Consider the following 19,613-nt stretch of genomic DNA (forward strand, 5'->3'; position numbering starts at 1 on the left):
GATAAATCAATCCAATGCAAATATCGTAGTTATTATTCCGATCCAGGCATCAATTAAACACCGGGGCCAGAGAGCGATTCGAGATGGAATATGAACTCCAAGACATCCGATCTTTCGTGAAAATCGCCGAACTCGGCAGTTTCCACGAGGCTGCGGAAGCGCTGCATTTGTCCCAGCCGGCGCTCAGCCGGCGGATCAAGAAGCTGGAAGAAGGGTTGGGCACGTCCCTGCTTGAGCGCACCACCCGTCGCGTCAGCCTGACCAGTGTCGGGCGCGACTTCCTGCCCAAGGCCAGGCGCCTGCTGGATGACTTCGAAGACTCGATCCTGAGCATTCGCGAGCTGGCCGAGCGCCAGACCGGCCAGGTGACCCTGGCCTGCATCCCCACCGCCGCGTTCTATTTCCTGCCGTCGGTGATTCGCGACTACAACGAGCAATACCCGAAGATCCGTATCCGCCTGCTTGACCTCAGTGCCAACGACGGGCTTGAAGCCGTGCTGCGCGGTGAAGCCGACTTCGGCATCAACATGATGAGCGGCCAGCACCCGGACATCGAGTTCGTCTCGCTGGTACAGGAGCATTTCGTGCTGGCTTGCCGTCGCGACCACAAGCTGGCAAACCGGGAATGCGTGACCTGGACGGAACTGGCCGACTACCGCCTGATTGGCGTGGGCCGGCTGAGCGGCAACCGAATGCTGCTGGACCACGCCCTGTCCGGGCTCAACCTGCGGCCCAAGTGGTTTTATGAAGTGCAGCACCTGTCCACCTCGCTGGGCATGGTCGAAGCCGGGCTGGGCGTGTCGGCCATGCCCAGCCTGGCCATGCCCAACGCCGACCACCCGACGCTGGTCAGCGTGCCGCTGACCGAACCCGAGGTCACGCGCACCCTGGGCCTGGTCTACCGGCGTGGCGCCTCGCTGTCGCCGGCGGCGGAAAAATTCGTCTCGATCCTGCTGGAGAAGTGGCCCAACCGCTGACCGGTCAGCCTCTCGTTGGCCTGGGTGCAGCGAGGGGTGCAGGGCGGCAGCACTCATCGTCATTCCCCGCCCAGGCCGAGGGTGTTGGGGCGGCGCTTCTCGATGGCGAACTTGAGCAGGGCCGCCGAGCGGAACAGCCCATGGGCGAACTTGCCATAGGGCAACGTGATGAACAGCGCCATGACCGTACCCAGGTGCAGCGCCAGCACGATCGCCATTGCTGCGGTATCACGCAGGCCCAGCAAGGCAAGGCCACTGGCGCTGACCAGCAGCAGGAGCAGAATGAAGGCACGGTCCATGGGGCGCTGGGCGACGTCGCCCTGCTCCGGGGCCCGGCGCAGGTTCAGCGCCAGCAACCCGAGCGGGCCGACGATCAGGCCGATACCCCCCAAGGTACCAAGCAGCACCGGCGCGCTGAGCAGCGGGTATGGCGCCTGCTGGCCCAGCAGGTAGTGGTAACCGGTAGCGACGACCGTGGCGGCAAAGCACAGCATGAAGCCGTAGAAGGTCATGTGATGGAAGCGCCGGCGCCACAGCGTGTAGCGGTCATCGGCATTGTTGCAGCCCTGGCCGTGGCCACCGTCCAGGTACTTCAAGGTCAACACCGCGCTGGTTGCCTCCAGCACAGCGCCTTGGGCGGGTTGCGCCTGGGCGTTTGCAGGCGTTACAGCACGCCAGAAGCGACGTACCGCCACCCCAAGCGCCAGGCCCGCCGCCGCGAATACCCCACCGAACATCAATGCCAGGGTATTGTGCGGGAAAACCGCGTAGAAGTTTCCGGCCAGCCGCCCCGGCAACAACGTGCCGTTGAGCCACAAGGTCAGCAGCAGGAACAGCGATAGGGCCAGCGACAGGGCAACGGCGACGTAGGTGCCGTTGTGCTGATACAGCCGGCCGAAGCGGGCCGGCCAGGCATACTCGGCGTAGGTCTGGCCACGCACCTTGGCCATGGCCTGGGGCACGTTCACGGCAAATTCGTGGGGGTCGGCGTACTGGCAGGCATGCAGGCAGGCCCCACAGTTGTGGCACAGGTTGGCCAGGTAGTGGATGTCGGCCTTGCCGAACTCAAGCCGACGGGTCATTGCCGGGAATACGGCACAAAAGCCCTCGCAGTAGCGGCAGGCATTGCAGATACGCATTTGCCGGTCGACTTCCTGCTCTTCCAGGTTCAGCGCAGGTATCAGTTCGAGTGCTGCGGGTTGGGCGACGGGCTGGCGTGCTTCAGGCAGTTGCGCGGTCATGGTCGTTCTCGTGTTCTGGATGGTCGTGGCCGGTTGCGGCAGCGGCGCTGGTGCCGGCGATGCGGCCGAAGGCAGTGCCGATGGACATGCCGACACCTGCCGTGTAGCCCTTGCCCAGCACATTGCCCGCCATCATTTCGCCGGCGACGAACAGGTTGGGACTGGGCCGACCGGCAAAATGCACGGCCGCCGTTTCATCGGTGCGCAGCCCCAGGTAGGTGAAGGTCACGCCGGGGCGCAGCGGGTAGCCGTAGTAAGGCGGCGTGTCGAGCGGCCGAGCCCAGTGGCTTTTCACCGGTTGCAGGCCTTGGGTGTGGCAGTCGTCCAGGCGGGTGTGATCGAAGCTGCCGACCCGGCAGGCGCGGTTGTAGGCCTGCACCGTCTCGACGAAGGCCGGCACGGGCAAACCGAGCAACGCCGCCAGCCCCTCCAGGGTGTCGGCGCGCGCGCCCGGGAACACTGGCGGCATGAAACGACCTAGGGCTTTCTGGTCAATGATCGAGAAGCCCACCTGCCCTGGCTGCTGAGCCACCAGCCGGCCCCAGATGGCATAGCGCTTGGGCCAGAAATCCTCGCCTTCATCGTAAAAGCGCTGGCCGTCGCGGTTGACCACCACCCCCAGCGACACACAGTCGATACGCGTGCAGATGCCGCCGTCGTAAAGCGGCGCCCGGGCGTCGATCGCCACCATGTGCGCTTGCGTGGGGTCGCCGATGGTGTCGGCACCCTGTTCGATCATGCGGCGCAACAGCACCCCTTCGTTGAACCGCGTACCACGAATCAGGAAGTTGTCCGCAGGCCATTCACCCCGCTCGTTCTGCCCCCAGGCATCGCGCAACCACTGGCGGTTGGACTCGAAGCCACCGGCCGCCAGCACACAACTGCGCGCCTCGATACGTTCGCCCGGCAGGGTGCGCCCCTGAACCTGGCGCGCCGGCACATGGGCGGCAACGAAGCGGCCGTTGTCCAGCTCGATGTCGGCCACAGGCGTGTCGTAGCGTATCTGCACGCCCAGCGCTTCGGCGCTGCGGAAATAGGCATTGACCAGCGCCTTGCCACCCCCCATGAAAAACGCGTTGGTGCGGGCAGTGTGCAGCGCACCGGACAAGGAAGGCTGAAAATGCACGCCATGCCGGCGCATCCAGCCCCGGCAACTGGCAGAGGCACGGATCACCAGGCGCGCGAGCTTTTCGTTGGTCTGGCCCCCGGTGACCTTGAGCAGGTCCTGCCAGAACTCCTCTTCGGGGTATGCTTCGACCAGCACATCCTGCGGGGCGTCATGCATGCAGCGCAGGTTGCGCGTGTGTTGGGAATTGCCACCACGCCAGGCGCGGGGTGCGGCTTCGAGCAGCAGCACGCTGGCTCCGGCCTCGCGCGCCATCAGCGCGGCACAGAGGGCGGCATTACCCCCTCCGATGACTAGCACATCGATCATTTTGCCTCCAGATCACGAAGCGCCGAATGGTCGGCTGCTCCTCGTGGCCAGGGACTTTAATCAGTGCCCGGGCGGGGCGAAACGCGATGACACCGGGGGGGCCTTCAGTTTTTCTAAAGGGTGGGCAAGCAGCGGGCCACCGTCAGAGCAGCCGGGCGCCAGGCCACCGCCCCTGCTCCACCAGCGCCCGCGCCACTTCCTGCAGCACGATCCGGGTCGCCAGTGCAGCCGGTGACAGCTCGTCGTCGGCCAGGCTGACCATCACATTGCGGCGCTGCGCCTGGGCATCATCAATGGCATAGACCCGCAACCCCGCCTGGTGCGCCCGGGCCACCGTGGCGCCTGGCTGCAGGGTGGCGGCATGGCCCGCACAAACGCAATCCATCAGCAGCGACAGGCCATCGACTTCCATGACAATGTTGGCCTCCAGCCCGGCACGCTCGAAGATCGCGCGTAGGGTCGCGCGCAAGCCGTGCTGTGTGCTGGGCATCACCAGGGGCAGCGTGGCGATCTGCTGCAACGTAAGCGATTCACCCCATTCGGGGCGCACCAGCGCGGCGGGGATGAGTGCAAACAGCCGCTCGGTCAGCAGCGGCCGAACATCCAGCCGCGGCCCCGCTTCTGCCTGGAACAACACCGCAAGGTCAAGGTGCCTGGCGTTGAGTTGGTTCACCAGGTAGCCCGACAGCATCTCCACCAGGTGCAGGCGGATGTCGGGGTAGCGTTCACGCATCTTGTCGATCAGCGTCAGGCCCAGCACCGACGCTGTAGTCGGCGCCAGGCCCACGCTGACATAGCCGCTCATGCGGCCGCTTTGCGCGGCCAACACAGCGTGCTCTGCCTGGCGCAGGGCCAGGCGCGCGTGGTACTCGAAGGCCAGGCCCGCAGCAGTCGGCGACACGCCGGTGCTCGAGCGCGTCAGCAACCGGGTACAGACCTCGCTTTCCAGCTTTGACAATTGCTGGCTCAGTGCCGAAGCACCGACGCCAAGCTCGACCGCAGCCCTGCCAAGGCTGCCGTGCTCCAGGACACTCAGGAAATAGCGAAGTTGACGTAACTCCATACAGCTCTCTTTCAACGATAGGGGGCTATCCTTGCGCATCTTAGCCTTTAGCAGGCCCGATGGCGCCGCCCCCTGCCGCTAACCGCGCGAATGGGGCAGTGGCTTCAGGCCGCTGTCCTCGATCGCTGCGTCGGCTTGTGGCGATGCCAGGTAGTCGAGCAGCGCCTGCGCGGCGGCATGGTGCTGGCTGTTGCTGACCACCGCGCCCGAATACAGGGTCATTTTCTGGACTTCGGCCGGGATCAGGCCAACGATATCGATGCCCTTGACGGGTTTGAGCTCGCTCAACTGCTGGAAGCCGATTTCAGCCTGGCCGCGAGCGATCACAGCGCCTACCGGCTCGGCAGGAATCATGTGGGCCTTGGCCGCGAAGCCAGCACCCAGGTGCATGCCGGGGAATAGGGTCTTGGACAGGTAGACGCCGCTGGCGCTGTCGGAGTACGCCACGGATTTGCTGTTGAGCAGTACGGCGCGCAAGCCCTGCAAGGTGCTGATATCCGGCTTGGGCTGGCCTTGGCGCACGGCCATGGCGATGAATGATTGGCCCAGGTCGACCCGGCTGCTCTTGTCAGCCTGGCCACCCGCCACCAGCTTGTCCAGGGCAGCACCCACCATCAGCACAACGTCCGCCGGCTCGGCACGGGCAAGCCTGTTGGGAATGGCCTGTGGCGTTTCGCCCATGGAAGGCGCGGCCAGCACCTGCAGCTTGACCCCGAATTTCTTCTCGTAGGCAGGCGCCACTTCCCGGATTGCGCCCATGATGCCACCGGAGCTCAGGACCGTGAGGGTTGGCGGTTCGGCAGGCGCAGCCTGGGCGAGCGAGCAGGTCAATGAAGATGCCAATACAGCAGCACAGGACAACATTCGAAACACTGGAGTTTTCTCCGCAGTAAAAGCACGGCATGCTAGCGAAGCGGGAAGCGCCTGCGGCGTGAAGCAGCCATTAAGAATGTTTCACTTACGGTTTTCGGAGCGCTTTTCTACACCCAGTTGTCAGTTGAATAACGACCACCGAGCATGGCCTGGGCGAAGCCGTGTGCCTGTCCGTTACGGCCGGCGCCCACCGCGGGTGCGCTCCCCCCATGATCCATTTCGAGATTGCATCTTGGCCAAACCACGCTCTCCCGCTTCCCCCGACAGCGCCCTCGACTGGCTGAACTTCTTTTTGGCAGATGTGCGCGACGGGCTTGGGCCATACTTGGCCATCTACCTGCTGGCGGTGCATCAATGGCAACCGGCAAGCATCGGCCTGGTGATGAGCTTGGCAGGCATTGCTGCACTGTTGGCGCAAACCCCGGCAGGGGCATTGATCGACCGTACCAAAGCCAAGCGTGCCGTGGTGGTGATCGCTGCGCTGCTGGTGACTGGCAGCTGCCTGCTGTTGCCGTGGATTTCCTCGTTCAGCGGGGTAGCCCTGACCCAGACCATCAGTGCCCTGGCGGGCTCGATCTTTGCGCCAGCGATTGCCGCCATATCCTTGGGCATCAGCGGCCCCAAGGCCTTTACCCGCCGAGTAGGCCGCAACGAAACCTTCAACCATGCTGGCAACGCCTGTTCGGCGCTGCTGGCCGGCGGCCTGGCCTACCTGTTCGGCCCGGTGGTGGTGTTCTACCTGATGGCCGTCTTGACCGTGGCCAGTGTGGTGGCGGTGAGCTGCGTGCCTGCCACGGCCATCGATCACCAACTGGCTCGCGGCCTGGCGCATGGCCCTGGCGGTGATGACGCCCCTGCAGGGCTGCGTGTACTGCTGCACAACCGGACCCTGCTGGTATTCGCCGCGTGTTGCGCGCTGTTTCACCTGGCCAACGCGGCCATGCTGCCACTGGTCAGCCAGAAGCTCTCGCAGGTCGACCTGCAGCTGGCCACCCCGCTGACCTCCGCCTGCATCGTTGCCGCGCAACTGGTGATGGTGCCCATGGCGCTGCTGGTAGGCGCCAAGGCCGAACACTGGGGCCGCAAGCCGTTCCTGCTGATCGGTTTCCTGATACTGCCGCTTCGCGGGGCGCTCTATGTGGTGTCTGACAACCCGTTCTGGCTGGTGGGCGTGCAACTGCTCGATGGCATCGGCGCCGGGATCTTCGGTGCGCTGTTCCCGATTGTGGTCAAGGACCTGACCGAAGGCACCGGCCGATTCAATGTGAGCCTTGGCGCGCTGACCGCGGTGTTCGGGCTGGGCGCTGCGCTCAGCCCTGGCATCGCCGGGCTGGTGGTGCAGGCTGCGGGCTACGATGCGGCGTTCCTGACCCTGGCCGGTATCGCCGGGGTCGCCTTCATCCTGGTAGTGCTGGCGCTGCCAGAAACGCACCCGCGCAGCCTGCCAGCGCCACTGCCCACCCCGGTCGGAAACTGAGCGCCTTATGCCTGTCAGTGAAAGTGCATTGATCATCTGGGCGGTCGCCGCACTGGCGACCTGCGGCGTCATTTTGCGCCCATGGCGCGTTCCGGAGTACGTCTGGGCCATGGGCGGGGCGGTGCTGCTGGTCGGCCTTGGCCTGATGACGCCTCGGCGGGCCCTGGCCGCGGTGGCCGAAGGCGGTGACGTCTACCTGTTTCTGGTCGGCATGATGGTACTGGCCGAACTCGCTCGTCAGGAAGGCCTGTTCGACTGGCTGGCACGGTATGCCGTGCAGCATGCGCGGGGTTCCGGGCAACGGCTGTTCGACCTGGTATTCCTGGTGGGCACGCTGGTTACGGTGTTCCTGTCCAACGACGCCACGGCCGTGGTCCTGACCCCGGCAGTCTATGCCGCGTGCAAGGCCGCCAAGGCCGACCCACTGCCCTACCTGTTCATCTGCGCCTTCATCGCCAACGCCGCGAGTTTCGTACTGCCTATCTCCAACCCTGCCAACCTGGTGGTATTCGGCAGCCATATGCCGCCACTGCTGGACTGGCTACGCCAGTTCAGCCTGCCTTCCCTGGCCGCAATCTGCCTGACCTATGGGGTGCTGCGGGTGACTCAGCGCCGGCAGATCCGCCAACCGCTGGCGCTGAGCGTGAGCGGCGCGCCCCTGACGACTGGCGCCCGCCTGTGTGCAATGGGCATCGTGGTCACCGGCGCGTTGCTGCTGGGCGCCTCGGCACTGGACCGGGCGCTGGGGCTGCCAACATTCTGTGCCGGGGTGGCGACCACGGCACTGATCCACCTGTGGCAGCGGCGCAGCCCACTGCCGGTGCTGCGCCACGTGGCCTGGGGCGTGCTGCCCTTGGTGGCAGGCCTGTTCATACTGGTCGAAGCCGTTGCACAGACCGGGCTGATCGAACGCCTCGCCCAGGCACTGGCCAGCCTGTCCGCACAAACACCGGTTACCGCCAGCTGGGTCGGCGGCGTGGGTGTAGCGATCGCCAGCAACCTGATGAACAACCTGCCCACCGGGTTGATCGCCGGGTCCATGGGCTCGCTGATGGCGCTGCCCCAGCAAACCACTGCAGCCTTGCTGATCGGCGTCGACCTGGGGCCGAACCTGTCGATTACCGGCTCCCTGGCCACCCTGTTGTGGCTGGTGGCGATCCGCAGGGAGGGGGAGCATGTCAGCGCATGGCGTTTTCTGTGCCTGGGTGCGCTGGTGATGCCACCTGCGTTGGCCGCCGCGCTGCTGGCCTTGTGGGTATGACAGGGCCCGCCAGCGGCCAGCACTGCTAAAGCATCAAGGCGTGGCCGTGGCTGCCTCGGCCGGCTGCGCTTCCTGCTGCACCTGAATCGGCGCTGCTTCGGGCGGCGGTGCCAGCGGCTGCGAACCTTGGCTGTCATCCACCACGGGTGCCACTGGCGCCTCCGTGGCTGGGGCAGCCGCTGCTGGCGCGGGCTGCGTTTCGGTGACAGGCGCGGCCTGCGCGGCGGGCGTAGTTTCAGCAGCGGGTGCCGGCGCTGCTGCCGCCGGGGTCGGTGCCAGCGGGTTCGCCGCCGCTTGCTCCGGCAGCCCCAGGGTAACCGCCGGCTTTTCCACTTTTGGCGCTTCGACCTTGGCTTTGCTGACCTTCTTCGGCTTGGGCAGGTAACTTTCCACCAAGGCAAAATAGCGATCGTAGAATTGCGCCGCCGTTACCGTCTCGCTCGCGACCTTGACCATCGAGTCGTCGCTGGAGCCAATCGGCATCGACACCGACCCCAGCACACCCACGCCCAGGCTGGCCGAGGTGTTGGATTTTTTCAGCGCGTAGCGGTCCTGCAGGGCGTTGGCGAACATGGTCGAGTGCTGGTCGTCACTCGCGTCTGGCGCGCAGGTAACGTTGAAGCTGATCTGCAGGTGGTTTTCGCTGTTCTGCTGGAAGCTCTTGTTGCCCACTACCTGGTTGGCACCGCTGCTGGTGATGATGTAGCCCTGGCTGAGCAAGGCGCGCCGCGCCGCCTCGCAAGAGCCGGCATCGCTTACCGGGAAACTGCGCGAGAACGTACCCGAGTCAGCGAAGTTCTCGTGCTCGTAGACGGCCGCTTTTTTCGAAGAACAACCGCTCACGCCCGCCAGCACCAGGGCCAGCCCGAGCGCACCAAAGACGGAAGATCTGGTCATTGCGTATTCCGGGTATGTCGAGAGGGTGCCTATTGTGCAACACAGCAGGCAAGCACACCACCCACTGGTCGGTGAAGAACCTGTAAGGTTGGTGTAAATGTGGGCCCAGGCCAATAACAGCCAGGTACCAGAACGAAAAAAGCGACCCGAAGGTCGCTTTGACGTTGCCTCAAGGCGTTCACGGGGCCTTGGGGCGAAGATGGCGCAGCGGACGGGACTCGAACCCGCGACCCCCGGCGTGACAGGCCGGTATTCTAACCGACTGAACTACCGCTGCGTATCATTCAGGCTTGCGCCCGATTGAAACTGGGTCTGACCTTGGGCACGAGGGCCGCGAGGCAGGCACAAAAAAAGCGATTGGATCATCGCTTCTCTCGTGTTTGTTTCAAGGCGTTCTAGGGACCTTGAAACGAAGATGGCGCAGCGGACGGGACTCGAACCCGCGACCCCCGGCGTGACAGGCCGGTATTCTAACCGACTGAACTACCGCTGCGTATCGTTCAGGCTTGCGCCCGATTGAAACTGGGATCAGCCCAAGGCGTTGGCCTTGTGGCTTCAGACCGGTGCCAGGCACCCATCTGTTACTGAAAAATGGCGCAGCGGACGGGACTCGAACCCGCGACCCCCGGCGTGACAGGCCGGTATTCTAACCGACTGAACTACCGCTGCGCAGTGCGTTCCTCTCTGGCTTTGGGCTTCTTGCGAAACCTGAAGCGGCAGGAACATCTCAGGAAGTGGTGGGTGATGACGGGATCGAACCGCCGACCCTCTGCTTGTAAGGCAGATGCTCTCCCGGCTGAGCTAATCACCCTCGCGATGTTACTTGTTGCGTTTGCTTCGCTGAGGCCGCGAAATTTACGCAGGTGGCGAAGCTAAGTCAATAGCCCCGTTGGATTTTTTTCGAAGAAGTGGCAAGTGGCAAGTGGCAAGTGGCAAGTGGCAAGTGGCAAGTGGCAAGTGGCAAGTGGCAAGTGGCAAGTGGCAAGTGGCAAGTGGCAAGTGGCAAGAAGAAGCTTGGGGTCGCTTGATGAATTTCTGAACCCTACAAATGACGAAGGAACCTTGCGGTCCCCTCTTGCAGCTTGAAGCTTGAAGCTTGAAGCTTGCAGCTCAGGTGTAGATCATCTTGCGGGTCATGCCGCCATCGACCACGAACTCCTGGCCAGTGACGAACGCCGCCTGCCGTGACAGCAACCAGGCAACCATGGCAGCCACATCCTCCACGGTCCCTACCCTGCCCGTCGGGTGCTGGGCGTGGTCGGCTTCGCTCAATGGCTCGGCACGGCGCTGCGCCGGGTCACGGGCATCGATCCAGCCAGGGCTCACCGCGTTGACGCGGATCTCCGGGCCCAAACTTATCGCCAGCGCATGGGTCAAGGCCACCAGGCCGCCCTTGCTCGCCGCGTAGGCCTCGGTATCAGGCTCGGACTGCCGCGCCTGGGTGGAGGTGAGGTTGACGATCGCCCCGTTGTGCGCACGCAGGTACGGCGCACAATGCTTGGCCAGCAGCATCGGGCCATTCAGGTTCACCGCCAGCACCCGGTTCCACTGCGCCAGGCTCAGGCTTTCCAGGGTCTGGTTGTGCGGGTTGGCGATCGCTGCATTGCACACCAGTGCATCCAGGCGGCCAAATTGCCCGAGCACCTCGGACACCCCGGCACTGACCTGGGCTTCGTCGGCAACGTCCATGGTGATGAACCAGGCATTGTCACCCAGGGCCTTGGCCACCTTGGCCCCCCGCTGCCGGTCTAGGTCGCTGAGCACCACCTGCCAACCCTCGCAGATCAACCAGGCGGCAATGCCCAGGCCGATGCCGCGCGCGGCACCGGTCACCAGTGCTACCCGGCCGTTGTGGCCCGGGGTGCTGCCGCCAATCTGCATCACAGCGCGGCCAACCCACGCGCCAGGTCGGCCTGCAGGTCTGCCACGTCTTCCAGGCCCACCGCAACGCGGATCAGGCTGTCGCGAATACCTGCAGCCTCACGCTCCTGCGGCGACAGGCGGCCGTGGGACGTGGTGGCCGGGTGGGCGATGGTGGTCTTGCTGTCGCCCAGGTTGGTGGTGATGGAAATCACCCGAGTGGCGTCGATGAAGCGCCAGGCGCCCTCTTTGCCGCCCTTGACCTCGAAGCTGACCACTGCACCAAAGCCACTCATCTGGCGCTTGGCCAGGGCGTGCTGGGGGTGGCTTGGCAAGCCGGCGTAATGCACCTTCTCCACGCCGTCCTGTCGCTCCAGCCACTCAGCCAGGGCCTGGGCACTTTCGCAATGCGCACGCATGCGCAACCGCAAGGTTTCCAGGCCCTTGGTGAAGATCCAGGCATTGAACGGGCTGAGGGTCGGGCCTGCGGTACGCAGGAAGCCCACCACCTCTTTCATCTGCTCGGCTCGGCCGGCCACTGCGCCGCCCATGCAACGCCCCTGGCCGTCGATGAACTTGGTCGCCGAGTGGAACACGATATCGGCACCCAGCTTCAACGGTTGCTGCAGTGCCGGGGTGCTGAAGCAGTTGTCGACGACCAGCATGGCGCCATGGGCATGGGCGATTTCACTGAGGGCAGTGATATCGACCAGTTCGGCCAGCGGGTTGGACGGCGATTCGACGATCAGCAGCTTGGTATTGGCCTTGATGGCCTTTTCCCAGCCCGCGAGGTCGGCCAGCGGCACGTAGTCCACCTGCAGGCCGAAGCGCTTGAAGTACTTCTCGAACAGGCTGATGGTCGAGCCAAATACGCTCTGCGACACCAGCACATGGTCACCGCCACTGCACAACGACATGACCACCGCAAGCAGCGCCGCCATGCCGGTGGAGGTGCCCACGGCCTGCTCGGCGCCTTCCATCGCTGCCAGCCGCTCTTCGAAGACACGCACCGACGGGTTGGTGTAACGCGAATAGACGTTGCCTGGCGTTTCGCCGGCGAAACGCGCAGCGGCGTCTGCCGCCGTGCGGAACACATAGCTGGAGGTCAGGAACAGCGCTTCGCTGTGCTCGCCTTCCGGTGTACGGCTTTGGCCAGCGCGCACCGCCAGGGTGTCGAAACCGACACCCTCGAGGTCGCTGTCCAGTCGCCCGGCATCCCATTGATCCGTCATGCCGTCGCTCCCTGAATCAGTTGTTGTAGAGGTCGATGATCGCGCTGACCGCCTGGTTCTTGACCTTGGCCAGGTCGTTACGGGCCTGCTCGATGCGGTCGAGGTAGGCTTCGTCGATATCGCCGGTGACATACTCACCGTTGAACACCGCGCAGTCGAAGTGCTCGATCTTGATCTTGCCGCCGCCGACCGAGTCGATCAGGTCCGGCAGGTCCTGATAGACCAGCCAGTCGGCGCCAATCAACTCACCCACCTGTTCGGTGGTGCGGTTGTGGGCGATCAGTTCGTGCACGCTCGGCATGTCGATGCCGTAGACGTTGGGGAAGCGCACTGCCGGGGCTGCCGAGCAGAAGTAGACATTCTTGGCGCCGGCTTCGCGGGCCATCTGGATGATCTGCTTGCACGTGGTACCGCGCACGATCGAATCGTCCACCAGCATCACGTTCTTGCCACGGAATTCCAGTTCGATGGCGTTGAGCTTCTGGCGCACCGACTTCTTGCGCGCCGCCTGGCCAGGCATGATGAAGGTACGGCCGATGTAACGGTTCTTGACGAAGCCTTCGCGGAACTTGACACCCAGGCGGTTGGCCAGCTCCAGGGCGGCGGTGCGGCTGGTGTCCGGAATCGGGATGACCACGTCGATGTCGTGATCGGGGCGCTCGCGCATGATCTTGTCGGCGAGCTTTTCACCCATGCGCAGGCGCGCCTTGTACACCGACACACCGTCGATGATCGAGTCTGGGCGGGCCAGGTAGACATGCTCGAAGATGCATGGCTGCAGCTTCGGCGCTTCGGCGCACTGCTTGGTGAACAGCTGGCCTTCTTCGGTGATGTACACCGCTTCGCCAGGTGCCAGGTCGCGGATCAGGGTGAAACCGAGCACGTCCAGGGCGACGCTTTCGGAGGCGATCATGTATTCCACGCCTTCGTCGGTGTGACGCTGGCCGAACACCACCGGGCGAATGCCGTGCGGGTCACGGAAGCCGACGATACCGTAGCCGGTGATCATTGCCACCACGGCGTAGCCACCCACACAGCGGCTGTGCACATGGGAAACGGCAGCGAACACGTCTTCTTCGGTCGGCTGCAGCTTGCCGCGCACCGCCAGCTCGTGGGCGAACACGTTGAGCAGCACTTCCGAGTCGGAGTTGGTGTTGACATGGCGCAGGTCGGACTCGTAGATCTCCTTGGCCAACTGTTCTACGTTGGTCAGGTTGCCGTTATGCGCCAGGGTGATGCCATACGGGGAGTTGACGTAGAACGGCTGGGCCTCGGCCGAGGTCGAGCTGCCCGCGGTCGGGTAGCGCACATGGCCGATGCCGATGTTGCCCACCAGGCGCTGCATGTGGCGCTGCTGGAACACGTCGCGCACCAGGCCATTATCCTTGCGCAGGAACAACCGGCCGTCATGGCTGGTCACGATACCGGCAGCGTCCTGGCCGCGGTGCTGGAGGACCGTAAGCGCGTCATACAGCGCCTGATTGACGTTCGACTTACCGACGATACCGACGATGCCACACATGCGACGCAACCCCTACTTTGATGAAACTTGAGTGAATAGCGCTCAGGGCTTAGCTGGCCCGAGCAACTGTTCCTTGAACGGAAGATCAGCCGGAGCGCTGATCAGACCACCGGGCGACCACTGGCCGGCGAAACCCAGAATCAGGTTTTTCGACCAGTCGGCGACCAGAAGAAATTGTGGTATCAGGCGCGATTCCTGCCACCAGGTGTCCTGTTGAACCGGCCCCAGGCTGATCAGGCCGATGGCCACCACTACCAGCAAGGCCCCGCGCGCGGCGCCGAAGGCCATGCCCAGGAAGCGATCGGTGCCGGACAGCCCGGTCACGCGGATCAGCTCGCCGACCAGGAAGTTGACCATGGCCCCCACCAGCAAGGTGGCGACGAAAAGAATGGCGCAGCCTGCGATGACGCGCATCGATGGCGTCTGGATGTAGCTTTCAAGATACACCGAGAGCGAACCGCCGAACATCCAGGCAACCGCACCGGCAATGATCCAGATGAGCAAGGACAAGGCTTCCTTGACGAAGCCGCGCTTGAGACTGATCAGTGTGGAGACGGCGATGATCGCGATGATCGCCCAATCAACCAGGGTAAATGCCACGGTGCTGCCTGCAGACGTTTGAGGCGGCGCATTTTACCAGAGCGGTGGGGGCTTGGGTAAGCGGAATGTCAGGTGGATTGGTGTTTGCTTCATCGCCAGCGAGCCAGCTCCCACAGGGATCGCCTTTAGGGCTGACAGGTGTTTGCCGCAAGGTATGGCAGCGCCTGTTAGAGCGAGCGCCGCCCGCGCGGCGCAATCGCGAGCTGCGCTCGCTCCTACGTTTGTTTCGGGCCAATTATTCCTGTGGGATTCGCGCGCGAACGCCTTGGTGCATGCCTCGATATCGCGCCGTACAAACAAGGCGGCCGCGCGCGCCTGTCACAGGCGTTACTGGCCCGAAACAAACGTAGGAGCGAGCGCAGCTCGCGATTGCGCCGCGCGGGCGGCGCTCGATCTCACAGGCGCTGCATATCTTCTGACAAACACCTGCCAGCCCTGATGCGATCTCTGTGTGTGTGGCTTGCCGGCGATGGGCGGCAAAGCCGCCCCGGCGATATCAGCCGCGCTCAGGCTGGAAGCGCACCACAAAGCCCTTCAGGCTGTTCTGGCGGTTGACCGCATCGCGCACGCGCTCGGCCTCGGCGCGCTCGATCAATGGCCCCACATACACCCGGTTCATGCCGCCGGCCGAACGGATATAGGCGTTGTAACCCTGGCTACGCAAGGTTTGCTGCAGCTTCTCGGCACCGGCGCGGTTGGACAGGCTGGCCAGCTGGATCGACCAGCTGACCGGCAGCCCGTTGACGTCGATCTTCGATGGCGCAGCCTGGGCCGGCGTCGCTGCAGGTTTGGTTTCGACCTTGGCCGCCGGTGCGGCGGCCTGCGGCTTGGCCGGCTGAGCCTGTGCCTGGGTCTGTGGTGAGGCCGTGATCGGCTGGCTGGGCGTGCTGGCAGGGGCAGTCGACTCGTCGACCACCACCGGCGCCGACTGCGGTGCTTCAGGAACTTCCTGCGGCTGCGGCACGGTCACCGGGTCTACCTTCACTTCCGGCAGGCTGGGCATGGCAGGTGCCTGCGGGGCTTCGACGCGCACCTGGCGCATCTCGTCCTCGCGGGTGAACAGCATCGGCAGGAAGATCACCGCCAGTGCCACCAGCACCAGCGCACCGACCATGCGCTGTTTCATCCCTTTATCCAGCACTGCCATCTACTCAACCCTCCTGGGCATGCCGCTCCAGCCACGCCAGGGCCTGGGCGACACAGAAAAACGAACCGAACAGCACGATCTGGTCATCTGCCGTTGCCTGCGCGCATTGCCCTTCGAGGGCCGCGTCGACTCCGGCATAAGACTTCACCGCCGCGCCAAGGTTCGCCAAGGCGTCGGCCAACTCGGCAGCCGGCCGGCTGCGCGGGGTGTCCAGCGGGGCCACGGCCCAGTCATCGATCAGCCCGTGCAGCGGCGCGACCACGCCTGCCAGGTCCTTGTCGGCGAGCAGGCCGAATACCGCCAGCCGGCGCCCCTTCAGCGGCCGGCTCGCCAGGCGACGGGCCAGGTACTGCGCCGCATGCGGGTTGTGCCCGACATCCAGCAGCAGCTCCACCGGCCGGCCCTGCCAGACCAGCTGGCGACGGTCTAGACGCCCGGTAATCCGGGTATCCAGCAACGCCTGGCGCACCTGCGCGGCATCCCACGGCAGGCTCATCAACAGGTACGCCTGCAGGGCCAGCGCGGCGTTTTCCATCGGCAGGTCGAGCAACGGCAGGCCGTTCAGCTCAACGGGCGCGCCATCGGCTGCAGTGCCACGCCAGTTCCAGCCGTTTTCCGCGCTTGCCAGGTCAAAGTCACGGCCGCGCAGGAACAATGGCGCTGCCAGTTCGGCGGCTTTGTCCAGCAGCGGTTGTGGCGGGTCGAGATCGCCGCACAGGGCCGGTTTGCCCGGGCGGAAGATACCGGCCTTTTCAAAGGCCACCTGCTCACGGGTGTCGCCCAGGTAATCGACATGGTCGACGCCGATACTGGTCACCAGGGCCAGGTCGGCATCCACCACGTTCACGGTGTCCAGGCGCCCGCCAAGACCCACTTCCAGCACCACGGCATCGAGCTGCGACTGGTAGAACAACCAGAACGCAGCCAGCGTGCCCATCTCGAAGTAGGTCAGGGAAATATCGCCCCGCGCCGCCTCCACGGCGGCAAAGGCTTCGCACAGGCGCTCATCGCTGGCCTCCAGGCCATCGATCAGCACCCGCTCGTTGTAGCGCAACAAGTGCGGCGAGCTGTACACGCCGACCTTGAGCCCCTGGGCGCGCAGCAACGAGGCCACGAAGGCACAGGTCGAACCCTTGCCGTTGGTGCCGGTCACGGTCACCACACGGGGCGCCAGCTTACCCAGCGTCAGCCGGGCAAGTACCTGCTGCGACCGCTCCAGGCCCATGTCGATGGCCGAGGGGTGCAACTGCTCGAGGTAGGCGAGCCATTCGCCCAGGGATCGTTGTTTCATCACGCGACGGCAGCCGCCTCACGCGCTTGCTCGGGGGTTTCCTGGCCAGTCATCTGCGCCAGCAGGCGAGCCAGGCGCGGGCGCAGTTCGCCACGGGAGATGATCAGGTCGATGGCGCCGTGCTCCAGCAGGAACTCGCTACGCTGGAAGCCTTCCGGCAGCTTTTCGCGTACGGTCTGTTCGATCACGCGCGGGCCGGCGAAGCCGATCAGCGCCTTCGGTTCGCCGACGATGACGTCGCCGAGCATGGCCAGGCTGGCGGATACACCGCCGTAGACCGGGTCGGTCAGCACCGAGATGAACGGAATGCCTTCTTCGCGCAGGCGCGCCAGCACCGCCGAGGTCTTGGCCATCTGCATCAGCGAGATCAGCGCCTCTTGCATGCGCGCACCGCCGGAAGCGGAGAAGCAGACCATTGGGCAACGGTGCTCCAGGGCGTAGTTGGCAGCGCGGACGAAGCGCTCACCGACGATGGCGCCCATGGAACCGCCCATGAACGAGAACTCGAAGGCACTGACCACGATCGGCATGCCCATCAGGGTACCGCTCATGGAGATCAGCGCGTCTTTTTCGCCGGTCTGCTTCTGCGCGCCGGTGAGGCGGTCCTTGTACTTCTTGCCATCGCGGAATTTCAGGCGGTCGACCGGCTCGAGGTCGGCACCCAGTTCGGCACGGCCTTCGGCGTCGAGGAAGATGTCGATGCGCGCGCGTGCGCCGATGCGCATGTGATGGTTGCACTTGGGGCAGACATCGAGGGTTTTTTCCAGCTCCGGGCGATACAGCACGGCCTCGCAGGACGGGCACTTGTGCCACAGGCCTTCAGGCACCGAGCTCTTTTTCACCTCGGAACGCATGATCGAAGGGATCAGTTTGTCGACTAACCAGTTGCTCATGCTTTTTTTCTCCAGTATTGGCAGGCGCGGCCGTTATCGTCGGCCTGCCCTGCCCTTGAGCTCAAAATCTGTTACGAAACGATGATGGACCGGCCGCCGGGGCTTCCAGCGCGCCACTCCACCGCTAATGCGTTGTGTTGCCGCCACCATGGGTGCGGCTGCCCGGCAGGGCTGCGAATGCTATGGACGATGGCGCGCAGCCAGCCGTCACATCTGCCATCACGCCTGCCTCACCGCCTGCATGAAGGCTTCGATCTTCGCGGCGTCCTTGATGCCCTTGGCCTGCTCCACCCCACCGCTGACATCCACCGCATAGGGCCGTACCTGGGCGATGGCCTGGCCGACGTTGGCCGCCGAAAGCCCACCGGCAAGAATGATCGGTTTGCTCAGCCGCGCCGGTACCAGGGACCAGTCGAACGCCTCGCCGGTTCCCCCAGGCACACCCGCCACATAGGTATCGAGCAGAATGCCGCGAGCGCCTGCATAGCGCTGGCAGGCTGCCTCGAGGTCATCGCCCGGGCGCACCCGCAGGGCTTTGATCCAGGGGCGGTGGTAGCCCTCGCAGTCCTCCGGGGCTTCATCGCCGTGGAACTGTAGCAGGTCCAGTGGAACCACTTCGAGGATCTCGTTCAATTCGCACCGCGAGGCATTGACGAACAGCCCCACCGTGGTCACGAACGGCGGCAGTTCAGCAATGATTGCCCGCGCCTGGCGCACGTCCACTGCGCGTGGGCTTTTGGCATAAAAGACGAAACCGATGGCATCGGCCCCGGCCTCGACAGCAGCCAACGCGTCTTCGATGCGGGTAATCCCGCAGATCTTGCTGCGAACATAGCTCATGAAACGCGAACCCTGATGATAACGGTCAAAGGCCGGATGTTAGCAAATGGCTTTTCGCCCGTCAGTCCGCCAACCCTTCATAACCGCTTAAAAAGTGTGGGCCAATGTAACGCCTGGGCAGGGTGAATGTGTCGGGGTACTCCACCTGCACCAGGTACAGCCCATAGGGATGGGCGGTTACCCCGCCTTCGCGGCGGTCACGCCCTTCCAGCACCTCACGCGCCCAGCTCACCGGGCGTTCGCCGCTACCGATGGCCATCAACACGCCGGCAATGTTGCGCACCATGTGGTGCAGGAAGGCGGTGGCGCGCACGTCCAGCACGATCATCTGGCCATGGCGGGTAACCCGCAGGTGGTAGATATGCTTGATCGGCGACTTGGCCTGGCACTGGCTGGCGCGGAAGGCGCTGAAATCGTGCGTGCCGAGCAGCGACTGTGCCGCCTGGGCCATTCGCTCGACGTCGAGCGGGCGGTGGTTCCAGGTCACCTCCTCGGCCAGGTGCGCCGGGCGGATCGGGTCGTTGTAGATGACATAGCGGTAGCGCCGGGCGCATGCCTTGAAGCGAGCATGGAAATCAGCCGGCATCGGCTGCGACCAGACCACACTGATGTCGTGCGGCAGGTTGAAGTTGGTGCCCATGGTCCAGGCACGTTCGTCGCGCACGGCACGGGTGTCGAAATGCACAACCTGCCCACAGCCATGAACACCGGCATCGGTGCGGCCGGCGCAAACCACGGCGATCGGCTCGTTGGCGACCTTGGACAGCGCTTGCTCCAAGGCTTGCTGGACACTGGGCACGCCGCTGGCCTGGCGCTGCCAGCCGCGGTAGCGTGCGCCCTTGTATTCCACACCCAGGGCGATGCGGGAGTAGCCTTCGGCCGCAGATTCGGTGGCGGCGGTGTCGATGATGTCCAAGAGCATGAAACCTGTGGGGTGTACGAAATGGCGGGGATTATAACGACAACGGCAGCCGCGTAGGGCTGCCGTTGCTTGTCCACTGTAA

General features: G+C 64.5%; 17 protein-coding genes and 4 tRNA genes. 3 read left to right on the forward strand and 18 right to left on the reverse strand.

Annotated features, from left to right (window positions below; all coding sequences use genetic code 11):
* The first annotated feature begins 83 nt into the window (after window positions 1-83).
* Window positions 84-977, forward strand: coding sequence for a LysR family transcriptional regulator (locus FPB55_RS18260; RefSeq protein ID WP_009683764.1), 894 nt, complete (start codon window positions 84-86; stop codon window positions 975-977).
* A 59-nt stretch (window positions 978-1,036) separates the two neighbouring features.
* Here the strand turns inward: FPB55_RS18260 and tcuB are convergent, their stop codons facing one another.
* From tcuB to FPB55_RS18280, 4 genes are all read right to left on the reverse strand, one after another.
* On the reverse strand, window positions 1,037-2,218 hold the full coding sequence (gene tcuB / locus FPB55_RS18265) for a tricarballylate utilization 4Fe-4S protein TcuB (RefSeq protein ID WP_009683765.1): 1,182 nt from the start codon (window positions 2,216-2,218) through the stop codon (window positions 1,037-1,039).
* Complete coding sequence (gene tcuA, locus FPB55_RS18270; RefSeq protein ID WP_125854885.1) at window positions 2,199-3,653, reverse strand: FAD-dependent tricarballylate dehydrogenase TcuA; 1,455 nt, start codon at window positions 3,651-3,653, stop codon at window positions 2,199-2,201. Before tcuA ends, tcuB begins: the two co-directional genes overlap by 20 nt.
* Before the next feature lie 142 nt (window positions 3,654-3,795).
* Entirely contained in the window at window positions 3,796-4,716 is a 921-nt protein-coding gene (locus FPB55_RS18275; protein ID WP_144188972.1) for a LysR family transcriptional regulator, read from the reverse strand.
* 78 nt (window positions 4,717-4,794) lie between these two features.
* Entirely contained in the window at window positions 4,795-5,589 is a 795-nt protein-coding gene (locus FPB55_RS18280; protein ID WP_144188974.1) for a substrate-binding domain-containing protein, read from the reverse strand.
* A gap of 232 nt (window positions 5,590-5,821) precedes the next feature.
* Here FPB55_RS18280 and FPB55_RS18285 point away from each other — a divergent pair, with 232 nt between their 5' ends.
* Both FPB55_RS18285 and FPB55_RS18290 read left to right on the forward strand, forming a co-directional pair.
* Window positions 5,822-7,066, forward strand: coding sequence for an MFS transporter (locus FPB55_RS18285; RefSeq protein ID WP_144188976.1), 1,245 nt, complete (start codon window positions 5,822-5,824; stop codon window positions 7,064-7,066).
* Between the two features lie 7 nt (window positions 7,067-7,073).
* A complete protein-coding gene (locus FPB55_RS18290; RefSeq protein ID WP_144188978.1) occupies window positions 7,074-8,327 on the forward strand; it encodes an arsenic transporter in 1,254 nt (417 codons plus the stop codon).
* Between the two features lie 33 nt (window positions 8,328-8,360).
* On the opposite strand, the gene FPB55_RS18295 is transcribed toward FPB55_RS18290, so the two are convergent.
* From FPB55_RS18295 to truA, 14 genes are all read right to left on the reverse strand, one after another.
* Window positions 8,361-9,224 carry a DUF2242 domain-containing protein gene (locus FPB55_RS18295; protein WP_009683772.1) on the reverse strand — a complete coding sequence of 288 codons (864 nt, stop codon included), beginning with the start codon at window positions 9,222-9,224 and terminating at the stop codon, window positions 8,361-8,363.
* Window positions 9,225-9,424: 200 nt separating this feature from the next.
* Window positions 9,425-9,501, reverse strand: a tRNA-Asp gene (locus tag FPB55_RS18300).
* A 139-nt stretch (window positions 9,502-9,640) separates the two neighbouring features.
* Window positions 9,641-9,717: transfer RNA gene (locus FPB55_RS18305), tRNA-Asp, on the reverse strand.
* 99 nt (window positions 9,718-9,816) lie between these two features.
* A tRNA-Asp gene (locus FPB55_RS18310) sits at window positions 9,817-9,893 on the reverse strand.
* A 66-nt stretch (window positions 9,894-9,959) separates the two neighbouring features.
* Window positions 9,960-10,035: transfer RNA gene (locus FPB55_RS18315), tRNA-Val, on the reverse strand.
* Window positions 10,036-10,334: 299 nt separating this feature from the next.
* Window positions 10,335-11,105 (reverse strand): SDR family oxidoreductase, encoded by a 771-nt coding sequence (locus FPB55_RS18320; RefSeq protein ID WP_178097541.1) that lies wholly within the window; start codon window positions 11,103-11,105, stop codon window positions 10,335-10,337.
* Window positions 11,105-12,316: an O-succinylhomoserine sulfhydrylase gene (locus FPB55_RS18325; RefSeq protein ID WP_009683774.1), complete on the reverse strand. Its 1,212-nt coding sequence runs from the start codon at window positions 12,314-12,316 to the stop codon at window positions 11,105-11,107. The genes FPB55_RS18320 and FPB55_RS18325 overlap by 1 nt, the downstream gene beginning before the upstream one ends.
* A gap of 16 nt (window positions 12,317-12,332) precedes the next feature.
* Window positions 12,333-13,838 (reverse strand): amidophosphoribosyltransferase, encoded by a 1,506-nt coding sequence (purF, locus tag FPB55_RS18330; protein WP_009683775.1) that lies wholly within the window; start codon window positions 13,836-13,838, stop codon window positions 12,333-12,335.
* 42 nt (window positions 13,839-13,880) lie between these two features.
* On the reverse strand, window positions 13,881-14,438 hold the full coding sequence (locus tag FPB55_RS18335) for a CvpA family protein (RefSeq protein WP_029886425.1): 558 nt from the start codon (window positions 14,436-14,438) through the stop codon (window positions 13,881-13,883).
* A 496-nt stretch (window positions 14,439-14,934) separates the two neighbouring features.
* The gene (locus FPB55_RS18340) at window positions 14,935-15,585 is read right to left on the reverse strand and encodes an SPOR domain-containing protein (RefSeq protein ID WP_009686027.1); all 651 of its coding nucleotides are present in this window, start codon (window positions 15,583-15,585) and stop codon (window positions 14,935-14,937) included.
* 4 nt (window positions 15,586-15,589) lie between these two features.
* Window positions 15,590-16,876, reverse strand: a complete 1,287-nt coding sequence (gene folC / locus FPB55_RS18345) for a bifunctional tetrahydrofolate synthase/dihydrofolate synthase (RefSeq protein WP_144188982.1) — start codon at window positions 16,874-16,876, stop codon at window positions 15,590-15,592.
* Window positions 16,876-17,769: an acetyl-CoA carboxylase, carboxyltransferase subunit beta gene (accD, locus tag FPB55_RS18350; protein WP_009686024.1), complete on the reverse strand. Its 894-nt coding sequence runs from the start codon at window positions 17,767-17,769 to the stop codon at window positions 16,876-16,878. The genes folC and accD overlap by 1 nt, the downstream gene beginning before the upstream one ends.
* Window positions 17,770-17,988: 219 nt before the next feature.
* Entirely contained in the window at window positions 17,989-18,609 is a 621-nt protein-coding gene (locus FPB55_RS18355; protein WP_029887583.1) for a phosphoribosylanthranilate isomerase, read from the reverse strand.
* 61 nt (window positions 18,610-18,670) lie between these two features.
* Window positions 18,671-19,525, reverse strand: coding sequence for a tRNA pseudouridine(38-40) synthase TruA (gene truA, locus FPB55_RS18360; protein WP_197879652.1), 855 nt, complete (start codon window positions 19,523-19,525; stop codon window positions 18,671-18,673).
* Window positions 19,526-19,613 lie beyond the last annotated feature (88 nt).

The organism is Pseudomonas sp. BJP69 (assembly GCF_007633355.1).
In the GTDB taxonomy this organism is placed as follows: Bacteria; Pseudomonadota; Gammaproteobacteria; order Pseudomonadales; family Pseudomonadaceae; genus Aquipseudomonas; species Aquipseudomonas juntendi.